This window comes from Spirosoma agri, from assembly GCF_010747415.1.
GTDB lineage: Bacteria > Bacteroidota > Bacteroidia > Cytophagales > Spirosomataceae > Spirosoma > Spirosoma agri.
In genome coordinates this window covers 1,230,065-1,245,956 of the sequence record NZ_JAAGNZ010000001.1, presented here as the reverse complement: position 1 = coordinate 1,245,956, position 15,892 = coordinate 1,230,065, and the positions used below count along the sequence as shown (strand labels likewise).

Sequence of the window (15,892 nt, the reverse complement as noted above, 5' to 3'; positions counted from 1 at the left end):
CATTCTATTAAACACGCAACAGTAGTTGCAACAATTTGTCTACATCGACTGGCTTCGAAATATAATCCATGGCACCAGCCTGCAAACACTTCTCCCGGTCACCTACCATTGCCTGAGCGGTTACCGAGATTATGGGCGTATTCCGTCGTTTTTCGATGTTTTTTATGCGGGGAATGGCTTCGTAACCATCCATCTCGGGCATCATCATGTCAATGAGGATCGCGTCCACAATCTCATCTGTTTTCAGTAAATCCAGTGCCTCTTTTGCGCCCGAACAAGATAGACAATCAAACGATTTTGCCTTTAATGTGGCCGTCAATGCAAAAATATTTCGTGCATCGTCATCAATAATCAGTACTCGCTTTTTCGTCATTTCGTTAATCGTCAGGACACCCTTTTTCGCAAAGGTAACCCGTTACCTAGTGTTATTAATCAGGAACGCTGTTCGTACAGCCAAACCCGTAATAACGACATCAATTGGTCAATATCGACTGGTTTGGTGATGTAATCCGAAGCACCGGCCTGGATGCACCGCTCCCGGTCGCCGGTCATTGCTTTGGCCGTAACGGCAATGATGGGGAGTGACTTCCACTGGTAGTGTTCACGGATCTTTTTTGCCGTTTCGTAGCCATCCAGTTTCGGCATCATCATATCCAGCAACACCAGATCGATCGTCGGATTTTCGGTTAATTTTTGCATGGCCTCATTCCCATCCAGCGCCGTAATGACATTCATTTTGTAATTCTCCAGTGCCTTTGACAGTGAGAAAATGTTCCGGACGTCGTCGTCAGCGATGAGTACGGTTTTGTTGGTCAGTACCTGGCTCAATGCACCCAGTTTTCGTCGCTCCGCCGTTTTGGTCAGCGTCTGTTTTGAATCGTCGACAAGATGGAGAAACAGGGAAACCTCATCCAGCATACGCTTATACGAATGAGCCGTTTTTACAACAATTGAATCAGCGTATTTTTTTATTTTCAACTCCTCGGCCATCGACAGGCTTTTGCCGGTAAAGATTATAATTGGCAGATTTTCCAGACCCGGATTTTTCTTGACTTCTTCGAGCGTATCGTACGCTTTCTGATCGGGCACGCCCATATCCAGAATAACGCAGTCGATTTCGTCCCGCTGCAAAGCCGCAACTCCCTCGGTAATCGTACTTTTCAGCTCGGAGTTGATACTAAACGTCTCCAGAAAATACGCTAACGCTTTAGCATGCTGCGGGTTATCTTCGATGATCAGCACTTTTTTGGTCGATCGATTCAGGACGTAATCGATCTTTTCGAACACCTCCTGCATCTGTTCAAAGGCCATTGGTTTATCCACAAAATCAATAGCCCCTTTCAGGATACTTTCCTTTTTCAACTTGTGCGACGACATGATGTGCACCGGAATAGGTCGTGTCTGCGGGTCTGCTTTGAGGGCATCCATCACCTGCCAGCCGCTCATGATCGGCAGTTGAATATCCAGCAAAATTCCGAGCGGTTTGTAGATACCCGCCAAGCGTATGCCTTCATCACCCCGCACCGCAACAATGCCTTTGTAGCCCTTTTTACGGGAATAATCGAGCAATGATTTGGCAAAACCAGTATCATCCTCAACGATCAGGATCACCTTGTCCGTTGCCAGAATCGAATTCCGATCATCGGGAATCGACTCAGGAATAACGGTACTAATGTACTTATTGGTTACTTCCGGCTCTTTTTCGGTTTTTGCCGGAGCGGGCTCTGGCTTTCGGCTCACAAAACCGGTTTCCGGTTGCACCGAGCCCTGCCCGTTTACCAGTGGCAACGTTATCGTAAACGTGCTTCCCTTGCCAACGGCACTAATCAATGTAATTTCGCCACCCAGCAGTTTAGCCAGTTCACGACTGATGGACAAGCCCAGACCTGTTCCGCCGTATTTCCGTTTGGTCGATCCATCAGCCTGTTGGAAGGCTTCAAAAATGAGGTGCTGCTTATCGGCCGGGATACCAATGCCGGTATCATTAACGACGAACTGCAACGCATTATCCGCTGACGGTGATCGTTTGACGGTTAGTGTAATGGCCCCGGCTGACGTAAACTTGAGCGCGTTAGAAATCAGGTTTTTAAGAATTTGCCCCAGCCGCATCCTGTCCGTTTCGATGATCTTCGGCACCGTCGGTTCTATATCAACGGCAAACTTCAGCTTTTTCTCGTTGGCCAGCGGTCTGAAGAGGGACTGCAATTCGTCCGTTATTTCTTGAACTGATACGTCCAGGTATTCCAGTTTCATCTGCCCGGCCTCAATCTTCGACAGGTCCAGAATCTCGTCGATCAGGCCGAGCAATCCATCACCCGACGACCGAATAACTGTTGCATACTCAACCTGATCGCTCGTCAGATTCTCGTCATTATTTTCGGCCAGTAACCGGCTGAGCAACAGAATCGAGTTGAGTGGCGTCCGTAACTCGTGCGACATATTGGCCAGAAACTCCGATTTATAGCGCGTGCTCACTTCCAGTTCCTCAGCTTTTCGCTCGATCTCCTCGTTCTTCTCTTCCAGCAAGACGCTACGCTCTTCGAGTTCGGCATTGGTCTGCTGTAACTCTTCCTGCTGCACGCGCAGCTCTTCTTCCGACGCCTGAAGCTTCTGCGCCTGCGCTTCGAGTTCGGCGTTAACATTTTCCAGCTCGTTGTGCTGCGCCTGTAGCTCTTCCGATTGAGCCTGCGTTTCTTCGAGAAAATTCTGAAGTTTTACGTAGTCCAGCGCCGAATTGACACCGATGGCCAGCACATCCAGATTAGACTCCAGAAAGCTCATTTCCAGTGGACTAGGCTTCCGCATCAACCCCAGTTCAATCGCACCGATGCACACATCCGCGTAGACCAAAGGCGCAATGATCAATGACGCGGGTAACGTACTGCCCAGCGAGGAATTCACCCTTAGGTAGGATGCGGGCAGGTCCTCAATGATAACGGTCTTCTTACTTTTGATGGCCTGACCAATTAGGCCCACACCCGATACGACGGTGGTTGGTGCATCGCTGGCAGCATAATTTCCAACCAGCCTAAATGTTGAATCACGGTCAATGATGTATACTGTTCCCAGCGGTGCATTCAAGTACCCGTTGATGGCCGTAATCAGATTGGTAGCCAGTGTGTGTATATCACGCTCACCCCGAATCGAGTCGGCCAGCGTAAGTGTACCCTTTTGCAGCCAGTCTCTGTTCGTCAAATCGGTAAACGTACTCTCGAGCGCGGTCGCCATTGTGTTGAGTGCCTTACCGATCTGCCCCAGTTCATCGTCGCGAGTATCCTGACTTCTCACCGCATAATTTCCGCCCGCAATGTCGGTTGTGATGTCTTCCATCACGTTGATGCGCTCGGTCGTTTCCCTGTATTTTGTCTCCGCCAGCCGTTGATTCGCAATGCGGTCGTCAAGGTCCTTCTTGATGCGCACGTACGTGCTGATGGTGATCATGATGGATATGGCAGCCGCGACGAGCAATAGAAAAGGCGTGTAGGTAATGTAAATTTGCTGCTCCTGGATTCGGCTGGCCAGTACGGTGTTTTCTTCGCTTTCAACCTGATTGACCGTCAGCCGGAGCTGGTCCATGATCTTTTTACCACGAACCATTTCCGTATACCGCGCTGTCGTGTCCCGGCTGAACGCGTTATTTCGCCGGGTCAAATTTATAATCCGCTGCATCTGCGCGAATTTTGCCTCATACAACGATTTTATAGCGGCCAGATTTTTCTGCTGATCCGTATTGTCGAGAGTCAGTCTGGTCAACGCGTCATGGCTGTTCTTGACTTTGTCATACGCTCCATTGTAGGGCTGCAAAAAGAGGGGATCAAGCGTTAGCAGGTAGCCTCGCTGACCTGTTTCCGCATCTTTCACGTAGGAGATAATATTCTCGGCCTCAATCAGCACCTGGTTCGTGTGGTTCACCAGCTTCGAATTATCGATCAGTTTCTGGATGCTGTAGTAGGAAGCAAATAAACTGATAACTAACAGAAATGTAGAGATCGAGAAGACAAGTTGCAGTTGCCGTATCACCGAATTCGACGTAGAGTACTTGGGCATAGTTACTAACTGGGTGGACAATTTTTATCAATTCGTGGCAGGTTCGCCCAGTTGCTGTGTGGGCAAGATAAGGATGAACTGCGTTCCTTCATCTATTTTGCTTCTGGCCGAAATCAGTCCGCTGTGCCTGTCGATATTCTTTTTAGCGATGGCCAGGCCAATACCCGTTCCTTCGTAGCTGGTACGATTATTTAACCGTTGAAAAATAACGAAGATTCGGTCGAGGAATTTCTCGTCGAATCCAATACCGTTATCGCTCACGACAATGCGGCAAAAATTCCCGTTCTCGCATCGTTCACTGTCGAGTTCCTTTTCCGCAACGAGTTCAGCCCTGATCGTAATGATGGGTGCCACATTGGTTCGGGTGAATTTGAGCGCGTTGCTGATCAGGTTTTGAAAGACCTGCCTGATCCGGCCCGGTATCGTATCAATCACAGGCAAGGTATCAATCGTAATCACCGCGCTCTTCTTGTTGATCGTATCCTCAAAATCAACCAGAATCTCGTCGAGTAATGCCTTCAAGTCCGTTGGCTTGAACATGGCGGGTCTGGCTAGCTGCGAATAGGCCAGCAAATCATCGATCAGTTTGGACAGGCGAGCCGACGACCGGATCGAGCGGTCGAGATACGAGATAGCCTCCGGGTTTCCGTTCAGGTATCTTTCTTTAATGAGATCGTGCAGAAGCTGAATCTTACGGAGTGGCTCTTTCAAGTCGTGCGATACAACCCACGTGAACTGCTGAAGTTCGTGGTTGGTCGTTTCTAACTCGGTGTTCTTGAGAAGGAGCTCTTTCGTGCGTGTAGCAACCTGTTCTTCTAGGGTTTCTGCAGCCAGTTTCTGGGCGTGAATATCGGTGAACGTGCCTACCCAGCGTACCAGTGCATCCTGTTGTTTTATGGGTGTGATGCGCAGCAGATGATGCCTGTAATCGCCGGTAGCAATCTCTTTCAGCCGCATTTCGCGCGTAAACTCGATGCCTTTTTCTAAGTAGCTGGGCCATTCCTGGCAGGTATCCAAATCATCGTCATGCGTCAAAGGAAACGCTTTCGAGTTGATCGAATAGTTAAACCAATGTTCGTTCACGTATTCGATCGTTCCATCGGTAGTGACGGTAAAGGCCATTTGTGGCAGAGACGCCAGTACCAGCCGTAGCTCCTGCATTCGACTACTCAGTTCTTCCTGTGCCTGCTTCCGTACCTCGATCTCCTTCCGTAACGAATCCTGTGTGGCTCGTAGCTCCTGCTGCTGCTCATAGAGTCGGTGCAGGGTTTTCACTTTCAGAACCAGAATATCGGGATCGACCGGTTTAGTCAGGTAATCGACGCCACCCGAGGTGTAGCCTTTCGTAATAAATTTTTTCTCGGTATTGACCGCCGACAAAAAGATGATCGAGGTGTCTTTAGATCGGCTAAAACCTGTTATGGCAGTAGCCACTTCAAAACCATCCATTCCCGGCATTTGCACATCGAGAATGATGACCGAGTAATTTGTTTTCAGGATTTTCTTTAACGCTTCTTCGCCCGACTCGGCTGTGTCGACAGCAAACTTATGCAGCTCTAAAATCTTTTTCAGCGGCAGAATATTCTCCGGCCTATCATCGACAATAAGAACCATACTCGGGATACCTGTTTATAACGTTGACATCAGCCGCCTGGAACGGTTTTTCTGGATGAAACGAAATTTCGCTGAATTCGGCAATGAGCCGTCAAGTTTAAAATCAAAGCATCCAGAAAAGGGTGTGTGAAGATAGAATAGAGTAGCAGGTGCATCCAAACATATGACGTTCGCAGCAACCAAAAAGCCACGCTTAGTTTTTATACGGCCCTGTAGCCAGTCAAACCGGTTGCCTAAACCCGATTTTTTCATACCCTGACCTGGCTACAACCTAATAGCTTATCGAACTGTCGAGAGGCAGCACTGCCAATCTGTCAGTCAACTATTTGGTCTATTTCAGGATTTACAGCCTAGAGCCAGGTTTACGTCGATAACGCTTCTCAAACTTGGTTTCCTTGAGTACTAGGCAATACAGCTTGTAAAGGCTTATTGAGTGAATTGATGGGTAAGCGAACGATTAGCTCACAGGAATTACTATTTTTTCTTCTGATAAGTCAACTTCGGGTTATTTTTTTCGTTTTTTACATAACTATCAGCGCGAACCATGATCCAGACAAAACTGATTCCCCGAACCGACGAAGCTTTTGAGCCACCGATGCTGATAAAGAACATACTGGCCGAGTCGCTCAAGTATGAGCCGCAACGCGAAATCGTTTACCGCGATCTGTTCCGGATGAATTACATCGAGTTCAACCAGCGGGTTCGACGGTTAGCTAACGTATTGACTGGACTTGGCGTGAAACCGGGCGATACAGTTGCCGTTTTAGACTGGGACAGCCATCGATACCTCGAGTGTTTTTTTGGTGTAACCAGCATTGGCGCCATTCTCCATACGGTCAATGTACGGCTATCTCCGGCTCAAATCCTGTATACGATGAATCACGCGGAAGACAAGTTTGTACTTATTCATGAGGACTTTCTTCCTATTCTTGATTCAATAAAAGGCCAATTAAAAACGGTAGACTGCTTTGTGTTGCTCAGCGATAAAGTCTACACGGACCTCAACGCCGTTGGTCAGGTTCCGACTGGTCTGACAGGTGAATACGAAGCACTACTGCGGGATGTTTCTGATCAGTATGACTTCCCGGACTTCGATGAAAATACGTGGGCAACCTCCTTCTACACCACGGGTACAACAGGCAACCCGAAAGGAGTCTATTTCTCGCATCGTCAATTGTTCATGCATACGATGGGCCTGTTGACGTATCTGATCGGCTACGAAGCATTACCTTTCCGATCGCGTACCGACGTGTATATGCCCATTACGCCCATGTTTCACGTTCATGCGTGGGGGTTTCCCTTTCTGGCTACACTGTTGGCGGCCAAGCAGGTTTATCCCGGTAAGTATGAACCCGAAATGCTCCTCAGGCTGCTCGTTACTGAAGGTGTAACGCTCTCTCACTGCGTACCAACGATCCTGAATATGCTCGTCAGCAGCCCGGCAGCACAAAAATTCCGCGACCAGTTGAGCCGATGGAGTGTACTGATCGGTGGTTCAGCACTGACGAAGGGATTGGCTAAGGCAGCACTGGATTTAGGCATTAACGTAACATCCGGCTACGGTATGTCGGAGACAGCTCCCATTCTGTCTGTCGTCTATTTGAACGACGCAGAACGAGCATTACCGTTTGATGAGCAGGTTGACTTCCGCACGCGTGCGGGTCGAATCGCTCCGTATGTCGACGCGCGACTAATGAACGATGAGGGCGAGTTTTTGCCACACGATGGCGAGACGCTGGGTGAAATTGTGGTACGAACACCCTGGACAACGCAGGGGTATTACAATGACCCGGAGCGGGGAGCTGAGCTGTGGAAACATGGATGGCTGCACACGGGCGACGTTGCCAGCATTACCCCTGATCACTGGATCATAGTAGCCGACCGCACCAAAGATGTTATCAAAACGGGCGGTGAATGGGTATCTTCCCTGGACATGGAAGATTCATTGTCGCAGCTGGAAGGGGTGGCGGAATCGGCGGTGGTTGGGTTACCCGATGATCGTTGGGGAGAACGGCCTCATGCCCTCATTATTCCGAAACCGGGGTATGAGTTGACGGCGGAAGGCATCAAAGCCAGCTTACAGTCCAGAATCGATCGTGGCGAACTACACAAGTGGTATATGCCCGACCGGATTTTGTTCGTCTCCGAAATTCCGAAGACCAGCGTTGGTAAGATCGATAAAAAGCGTATCCGATCTGAAATGAAAGCGCAACTTCTTTCGTCGTAATCAAGTTTACGTAAAACATGATTCGTATTGGCCTGCTTTCGGATACGCACAGTTATCTTGATCCCCACCTATTCACTCACTTCGACGCATGTGATGAAATCTGGCATGCGGGCGATGTCGGTGCGCTAACCGTTGCTGATCAGTTGCGGGCGTTTCGTCCGTTGCGCGTCGTTTCTGGCAATATTGATCAGGAAGCAAACGATCTTCCCGCCAATCAGCGGTTCACCATCGACGGGTTACATTTCTGGATGACGCACATTGGCGGTACGCCACCGAGGTATAATCCGACGGTTCGACCTACTTTACAAGGAAATCCGCCCGACGTCTTTATATGTGGGCATTCGCATATTCTCAAAGTTGTACGCGACCCGAAACTGGCTAACATGCTCTTCATAAATCCTGGCGCAGCAGGCAAGACCGGCTTTCATGTCATGCGAACGGCGATTCGGTTTGCGATTGACGAAGGCCGGATTGTTGACATGCAAGTTATTGAGCTAGGGAAACGGTAAGTAGCCATAAACAGAAATGACCCTTATCAAGCTTGATAAGGGTCATTTCTATCTACAATTGGTAGTCTATAAAGGAAGCGATTCGGGTTCCGTTTCAGCAGGTTTTGCTTCTTTACCAATCTCTTCTTTTATCTCTTCAGCTACACCTTTGTTCTTATAAGCCTGATACACCGTTTCGCGTTCAAAAGGTCGCTTTCCGATCAACCGCACCAGATCGTTCTGATACAGAATTTCCTTTTCAAGCAATTCTTTGGCAATGATCTCCAGTGCACCACGCTTGTCAGTAAGCAGATCTTTAGTACGGCTGTACGCGATGTCTACGATCTTGCGAACCTCTTCGTCAATAAACTTGGCGGTTTCTTCAGAGTAAGGCTTGTTGAATGCGTAGTCCGCCTGTTTCGAATCGTAGAATGACACGTTACCAATCTTGTCATTCATACCATACATCGTCACCATGCTATAAGCGAGTTTCGTAATACGCTCCAAATCGCTTAACGCACCCGTTGACACCTTACCGAAGATGATATCTTCGGCAGCCCGACCGCCCAGCGCCATGCACATTTCGTCCATAAGTTGCTCTGTGCGGTACAGATACTGCTCACGGGGCAAGTATTGCGCATAACCAAGTGCCGCTACACCACGAGGTACAATTGTTACCTTCACGAGCGGATCAGCATGTTCGAGGTACCAGCCGGCCACAGCGTGTCCAGCTTCATGGTAGGCAACGATTTCTTTCTCCTCAGGCGAAATAATCTTGTTCTTCTTTTCGAGACCACCAATAACACGATCCATCGCATCCTGGAAGTCCTTCATGTCTACAGCCTCTTTGTCGCTACGTGCGGCAATCAGGGCAGCTTCATTACAAACGTTGGCAATTTCGGCCCCCGCAAAACCAGGCGTCTGAGCAGCCAATTCTTTCGGATCGACATCCGTCGACAGTTTAATTGGCTTTAAGTGAACCCGGAAGATCGCTTCACGACCGATAATATCTGGCTTGTCAATGCTGATCTGGCGGTCAAAACGACCGGGACGCTGCAAAGCAGGATCAAGTACGTCGGGACGGTTCGTAGCAGCAAGGATGATAATACCGGAGTCGGTAGCAAAACCATCCATCTCAACCAGCAGCGAGTTCAGCGTGTTTTCGCGTTCGTCGTTGGCACCAGGCATAGAACCACGGCCCCGCGAACGACCAACCGCATCGATCTCATCAATGAAGATGATACAGGGTGCTTTCTCTTTCGCTTGTTTGAACAGGTCACGTACACGTGCAGCGCCTACCCCAACAAACATTTCAACGAAGTCGGAGCCTGACAGCGAGAAGAACGGAACGCCCGCTTCACCCGCTACCGCTTTCGCCAGCAGCGTTTTACCTGTACCGGGAGGGCCGATCAACAGTGCGCCTTTGGGAATCTTCGCCCCAAGCTTGGTAAACTTGGTAGGATTTTTCAGGTAATCAACGATTTCCTTAATTTCCTCCTTGGCTTCATCCAGACCCGCTACATCGTTGAACGTAATCTTAACCTTATTGTCAGCATCGAACAACGCAGCTTTTGATTTGCCGATGTTGAAGATTTGACCACCCGGTCCACCAGCGCCTGACATTCTGCCCAGCAGAAAATACATCGCCAGAATCATGACAATCAAAAAGCCCCATGTGCTGATGATACTACCGAAATCACTCCGGCTTTCGAATCGAAAATCGATCTTCTCATTGTCAGGAAGCCCCTGTTGCAACTGGTCTAAGTCCTTTTTGAACGACTCGCCGGAAGCTACCTGGAATTGAAAATGAGGACCGTGGCTTGTTCCGAAGTAAGGCTTCTCAGCAAACAGGTTGCGGTATTTCGGACTTTGTGCAGCTTGCTGGGTAAGCGTAACCTCGGCAATTTTGTCGTTGACGAGTACTACATCGGCTACTTCGTGCTCTTTAACCATTCGCTCAAAACGCTTTTGCGCAATCTCGTGTGTCGAGGAGCTTTTGTTAAAGAACGTAATACCCAGAATAGCAGCAATCAGCAGTGCAACAATCCACCCCTGGAAGTTAGGTTTTCTCGGACCACCTCGGGGTACTAGCGGATTTCTATTATTGTTTTCTGACATTTCCTCAGGTTGTACATAACGGATTTTAAGCGTAACACCGTTCAGAAGACTAATGTTTCTTAGACGGAGTGGTTCGGACAGGCGGTTTACCTGCTCGATAAGCGGTTATAAACTCCCTTGTTCATAGCCTGCCGTTGCCAGCACACTTTCTTCGATGTGATGAATTTCGGCATCACCCCAGAGCTGTTCAAGGTCGTAGAACGACCGGCGGTCTTTTTTAAACACGTGGGCAACCACATCCACATAATCAAGCAAAATCCATTCCCGGTTCAACTTACCTTCCTTGTGCCAGGGGTCCTGGTGACTGGCTTTGTAAACTTCTTCCTCCACCGAGGTCGAGATGGCATCAATTTGTGTGTCGGACGTACCCGAGCATAGAACGAAATAGTCGCAGATGGCATTTTTTACGTTCCGCAGGTCCATTACGACAACATCCTGCCCTTTTTTTTCCAGCATACCCCGTACAACGAAATCACGGATTTGCTCGGCTGAAAACTCACTGTTTATCTTAATTCTCATGCTTTCGGTTTAACATTGCACGACAAGCCAATCAGAGGGTACTTTACAAAATGAATACATAAACATTCAGAGCACCATTCATTAACTTCCTACTACTAAACTATACAATATTTTGTACAAAATCTATCCCAAAAGTCTTTTTATCGGGCAAATAGTTAAATATCTGCCAAGCTGTCAGTCTACTAACGACGAAGCGTCGGCTTTGATTGCTCATCTGGATCCAGCAGAGGGTCTTGTTATCGTAACTGACCACCAACTGGCGGGGCGAGGTCAGCGGGGTAACATTTGGGAAGCAAAACCGGCTCAGAACCTGACATTTTCGCTGATTCTTAAGCCGTCGTTTCTGCTACCCAGTGAGCAGTTCTGGCTCAACATGGCAATTTCACTCGGTATATACGACTCACTGCAACCCCTGATCGGCGCCCCTCTTCGTATCAAATGGCCAAATGACATTTATGCCGGTGACCAGAAAGTAGGGGGCATCCTGATCGAAAACACGTTACAGGGACAGAGCATTGCCTGGTCGATTGCAGGTGTGGGCCTAAACGTTAACCAGACTGAATTCCACTACTCAACCGCTACATCGCTTCAGCAACTGGCACCAATTTCGGATAATTACAACCTTCCGGGCGTTCTTAGCTCCCTCTGCGAGAAAGTAGAACAACGTTACCTTCAACTGCGTTCCGGACAACGGGATAGCCTGAAAATCAATTACCTGCAAACGCTCTATCGATATCAGCAGGAACAGCGCTTCGAGAGCGAAGGCCGCTTCTTCTGGGGAACGATTGTAGGCGTAGATGCTGTCGGTCGATTGGCCGTCGCCGAGGACGGGCAGGTGCGCTATTTCGGGTTTAAAGAAATACGCTTTGTGATCGGGTGATCGAGCGGCTGAGCAAGTCAGTGAGTTCGTCCTATCCAGGCGATTACTTCACGTCAGATCTACTCAATCGCTGATTCCCTCAATCACCCAATCACAAATTCACTCAGTTACTTGATCGCTTCCTCTACCGGATTGCCGATGCAGCCGCTTGGTTCCAGGATGCTGAGCAGTGCCGTGATCGTAGGGGCAATGTCGTGTATGTGTGTCCGGCGGAATGTCTGACCAGGCCGGACACCCCAACCATAAAGCAGGAACGGAACATGTGTATCATAGGCGTAGGTGGTTCCGTGGGTAGTGCCCTTCGAACGACCTTCCAGCCAGCCCGGTGGCTGCATGACGTAGATATCCCCGCTCCGATTAGGATGATACACATTGCGAAACAGGTTCTCCTGAAGCAGCGGTAGTGCTTCAGCACCCAGGTTGTGCAAATTAACGACATTGACGATTGCCTTCTGTTTCAACAACACGGTGCTCAGGTATTCATACACCTCCTTGATCGTGATTTTCTTCTCGATCAGTAAGTCATGGTTCAGATAGATCTGCTGGTTGATGTACGACAGCATCCATTGCCCCGGACCGTAAGCCTTCTCAAGCGCGGTTTTCACGACCTCACCAATTTCACCGTAACTTTTGAAACCAGCTGGAATCCGGTATTGCTGTAAAAAGCCGGGGGCATCGACAACCCCGTGGTCGGCGGATAGGAATGCCACCCACTGCCCCTTGCCCACTGTGGCGTCGAGCTGCGTAAAAATGTCGGCCAGCTGCCGATCCAGCCGAAGGTAGTTGTCTTCGGTTTCAATAGCATGCGTACCGAAAGCATGGCCAATGTAATCCGGCGACGAGAAACTCAAACACAGCATATCGGTTATGCCACGCTGCCCCAGTTGTTCACCTTTGATGGCCGCTAATGCGAATTCTTTCGTGATCTGATCACCAAAAGGACTAGTTCTCAGCGGCTCGTACTTACTGCCACCCGCCTGCATCGCGTTGAAGGTATGCGGAAAAATGGATTTCGTCTCGCCCGCCAATATCGATTCATACGGTTCATCATCGATCGTGCTTTCCGCATATTGATCCATGGCGAGTGTTGGCTCCCATTTCTGGCTGATGAACTGCTCAGGCAGCTTACGATTGTTGAACTCCTGAACCCACTGGGGCAATTCCTTCTGATAGAACGTACTGCTAATAAAATTGCCGTCTTTCGAGTCAAACCAGTAAGCGCCAGTAGCCGCATGACCGGCTGGTAGAATAGCCCCCCGATCTTTCAAAGCAATGCCAACGACTTTCGCCCGTCCGTCGGTTGCCAGTTTGAGCTGGTCGCCAATGGTTGTAACCAGCAGATTGCGAGGAGACATTTTACCGGCAGTTCCCGTATTGCCAACCGTAGTCACCGTTGTATCTTCGGCACAATACATCAACCGGCCAACGTTGCGCTCGTAAAAATCGTTACCCACAATACCGTTTAAAGCAGGGGCCGATCCAGTATAAATGGCCGCATGACCGGGACCGGTGTAGGTAGCCGCGTAATGGTAATGGTTGTTTCGGGCGTTGAACCCCCCGTCCATCATCCGCCGAAATCCGCCAGTCGTATATTTATCGTAATACCTGTACAAGTAGTCATAACGCATCTGATCGACCACAATACCAACCACGAGTTTTGGCCGGGCCAGTGGCTGACCCGTTACCACCTGACGAGATGCGGGCGATGCCCCTGGGGTTGTTTTTTTGGTTTGGGCGAAGGCGGTTGTAGCGACCAGCAACAACAGCAGAACAGGAGAATATAGGCGCATGAAGCCGTTATTGATTGATTCGTTACACGTTTCACAAATGTACGAACAAATAAGGAGGCAGACCAACGGCCCGGATGAAGCGATTATGAAGAGTGGCTAGACGCATTGGCAGCCAAAACCTTGTCGAAAAAACCTATTTCTCAACATTAGTCTATCAATTCAGTTGACCTTAGCGCGGACTATTCGGCCGCAAATGCAGTCATGATTTATATTACCGGGCCAACTTCGTTCTGGCTGACAGCCTTGTTCTTTTTTCTTGCCGTTTTCGGGCGTTATGTCCTCTTTTCGCTGGGCTTCTGGTGGCTGTTCAGCGTCTCTATGAAGGACCAATTTGCGCATCGGGCGGTGCAGACCCGCCCCCGTAAGCCTGGCCAGGACTGGCGGGAGATCGGCTGGTCGATCGTGACCTCACTGATTTTTACCGCGATTGCCCTGGGTGTGATTCTGGCCTATCAGGAAGGCCATACACTGATTTATACGAACATCAAGGCATATCCACTGATCTGGTATCCGATCAGTATTTCGCTGGTCCTGTTTGCGCATGAGACCTATTATTATTGGCTCCACCGCTGGATGCACAAACCAAGTGTGTATCGGTGGGTACATAAAACGCACCACGACAGTATTACCACGTCGCCCTGGACAGCGTTCTCATTTCACCCGACCGAAAGTACATTACAGGCTATTGTCATTCCAGCGCTCTTGTTTGTGCTGCCACTGCATATTTCGGCAGTGGGGATAATCCTGACGATTATGACCATTTCGAGCGCGATCAACCACCTCAACACAGAAATTTATCCCCGCGATTTCGACAGGCACTGGCTGGGACGCTGGCTTATCGGAGCTACGCATCACGGGCTCCATCACTCGCAGTTCAGATTTAACTACGGCCTTTATTTTACTTTCTGGGACAAGTGGATGAAAACGGAAAGCCCCGACTTTCACCGGCTGTTCAAGCAGAAAACCACTAAAATAGATGCGGGACGCTAACTTTTAATGATCAGGTGTTGGATATTGAACGGTCTACCTATGTTGCGTACGTTCACAAGTCAGCATCTGGTTGCTTGAATCTGCCAGCGCATATCTGGCGGGTTACTTGCTGCGCTCAATGGTATATTGAACAAGTTGATACAACGACTGCCGGTAAGGCGATTCGGGGAACGAATCCAGCAGGAGCCGGGCTTCAACGACGTACCGGTTCATCGACTCGGTCGCGTATTCGATACCGCCTGAATTCTTAACAAAGGCGATTACTTCGTTGACCTTTTTCGGGTTCTCGCTCTCATTTTTAACGATATTGATGATCCGGCGTTTTTCCAGAAAACCCGCATTATTGAGCGCGTAGATAAGCGGCAACGTCATCTTTTTCTCTTTGATGTCGATACCAAGCGGTTTACCGACTTCGGCAGTACCGTAGTCAAAAAGGTCGTCTTTTATCTGGAAAGCGATGCCTACTTTCTCCCCAAAGTTACGGGCTCGTTCGACAGTTGATGGATCAACACCCGCTGACCGCGCGCCGACCGCACAGCAGGCAGCGATCAGCGAAGCCGTTTTCTGACGGATGATTTCGTAGTAGATGGCCTCGGTAATGTCCAGTCGACGGGCTTTGTAAAGCTGCAATAATTCACCTTCACTGATTTCCCGAACGGCTTTCGAGACGATCTGGAGCAGTTCGAAGTCGCCGTTATCGACCGATAGCAACAGGCCACGAGACAGCAGGTAATCACCAACCAGAACGGCTACCTTATTCTTCCAAAGCGCATTCACCGAAAAAAAACCACGCCGGTAATTTGAATCGTCCACCACATCATCGTGGACAAGCGTGGCCGTATGCAGTAGCTCAATCAGCGATGCGCCCCGATACGTGGCTTCTGTAATTTGACCGCAGACGCCCGCCATCAGAAACACAAACATGGGGCGGAGTTGTTTACCCTTCCGTTTCACGATGTAGTTCATGATCTGGTCGAGTAACATGACGTCGCTTTTCATTTGCCCCCGAAATTTCTGCTCGAACAATTCCATTTCGGCAGCAATCGGGGCTTGTATATCAGCGACAGAAAGAGACATAGTGAAGTGAGGTGGTCAATGGTCAGTAGTGCACATTCGTTTATACCACATTAACAGCAGAATGAACGATTATGTGCTACGAACTGCGAATAAACGGCCATCGACAACCCGCAACTGGCTAAATTTTCGGCAAGTATAGCAA

Annotated in this window: 11 protein-coding genes; 4 read left to right on the top strand and 7 right to left on the bottom strand. The window is 49.2% G+C overall.

What is annotated here, in order from left to right; translation table 11 throughout:
* Positions 1-7 precede the first annotated feature (7 nt).
* The 3 genes from GK091_RS05150 to GK091_RS05140 are packed head-to-tail and all read right to left on the bottom strand — an operon-like array spanning position 8 to position 5,661.
* Positions 8-373, bottom strand: a complete 366-nt coding sequence (locus GK091_RS05150; RefSeq protein ID WP_164035533.1) for a response regulator — start codon at positions 371-373, stop codon at positions 8-10.
* Between the two features lie 59 nt (positions 374-432).
* Positions 433-4,047 carry a response regulator gene (locus GK091_RS05145; protein WP_164035532.1) on the bottom strand — a complete coding sequence of 1,205 codons (3,615 nt, stop codon included), beginning with the start codon at positions 4,045-4,047 and terminating at the stop codon, positions 433-435.
* A 27-nt stretch (positions 4,048-4,074) separates the two neighbouring features.
* Complete coding sequence (locus GK091_RS05140) at positions 4,075-5,661, bottom strand: hybrid sensor histidine kinase/response regulator (RefSeq protein WP_164035531.1); 1,587 nt, start codon at positions 5,659-5,661, stop codon at positions 4,075-4,077.
* Positions 5,662-6,205: 544 nt separating this feature from the next.
* Between GK091_RS05140 and GK091_RS05135 the strand changes: the two genes are divergently transcribed.
* The gene (locus tag GK091_RS05135) at positions 6,206-7,888 is read left to right on the top strand and encodes a fatty acid--CoA ligase (RefSeq protein WP_164035530.1); all 1,683 of its coding nucleotides are present in this window, start codon (positions 6,206-6,208) and stop codon (positions 7,886-7,888) included.
* 17 nt (positions 7,889-7,905) lie between these two features.
* Positions 7,906-8,397: a metallophosphoesterase family protein gene (locus GK091_RS05130; RefSeq protein WP_164035529.1), complete on the top strand. Its 492-nt coding sequence runs from the start codon at positions 7,906-7,908 to the stop codon at positions 8,395-8,397.
* Between the two features lie 66 nt (positions 8,398-8,463).
* On the opposite strand, the gene ftsH is transcribed toward GK091_RS05130, so the two are convergent.
* Positions 8,464-10,494, bottom strand: a complete 2,031-nt coding sequence (gene ftsH / locus GK091_RS05125; RefSeq protein ID WP_164035528.1) for an ATP-dependent zinc metalloprotease FtsH — start codon at positions 10,492-10,494, stop codon at positions 8,464-8,466.
* Between the two features lie 105 nt (positions 10,495-10,599).
* Positions 10,600-11,013 carry a ribosome silencing factor gene (rsfS, locus tag GK091_RS05120; RefSeq protein WP_164035527.1) on the bottom strand — a complete coding sequence of 138 codons (414 nt, stop codon included), beginning with the start codon at positions 11,011-11,013 and terminating at the stop codon, positions 10,600-10,602.
* A 112-nt stretch (positions 11,014-11,125) separates the two neighbouring features.
* Between rsfS and GK091_RS05115 the strand changes: the two genes are divergently transcribed.
* Positions 11,126-11,893 (top strand): biotin--[acetyl-CoA-carboxylase] ligase, encoded by a 768-nt coding sequence (locus tag GK091_RS05115; RefSeq protein WP_164035526.1) that lies wholly within the window; start codon positions 11,126-11,128, stop codon positions 11,891-11,893.
* Positions 11,894-12,000: 107 nt separating this feature from the next.
* Here GK091_RS05115 and pafA read toward each other — a convergent pair whose 3' ends face one another.
* Positions 12,001-13,683 (bottom strand): alkaline phosphatase PafA, encoded by a 1,683-nt coding sequence (gene pafA / locus GK091_RS05110; RefSeq protein ID WP_164035525.1) that lies wholly within the window; start codon positions 13,681-13,683, stop codon positions 12,001-12,003.
* Positions 13,684-13,884: 201 nt separating this feature from the next.
* On the opposite strand from pafA, the gene GK091_RS05105 reads away from it, so the two are divergent.
* Positions 13,885-14,673 (top strand): sterol desaturase family protein, encoded by a 789-nt coding sequence (locus tag GK091_RS05105; RefSeq protein WP_164035524.1) that lies wholly within the window; start codon positions 13,885-13,887, stop codon positions 14,671-14,673.
* A 102-nt stretch (positions 14,674-14,775) separates the two neighbouring features.
* On the opposite strand, the gene GK091_RS05100 is transcribed toward GK091_RS05105, so the two are convergent.
* Positions 14,776-15,750 carry a polyprenyl synthetase family protein gene (locus GK091_RS05100; protein WP_164035523.1) on the bottom strand — a complete coding sequence of 325 codons (975 nt, stop codon included), beginning with the start codon at positions 15,748-15,750 and terminating at the stop codon, positions 14,776-14,778.
* Positions 15,751-15,892: the final 142 nt, after the last annotated feature.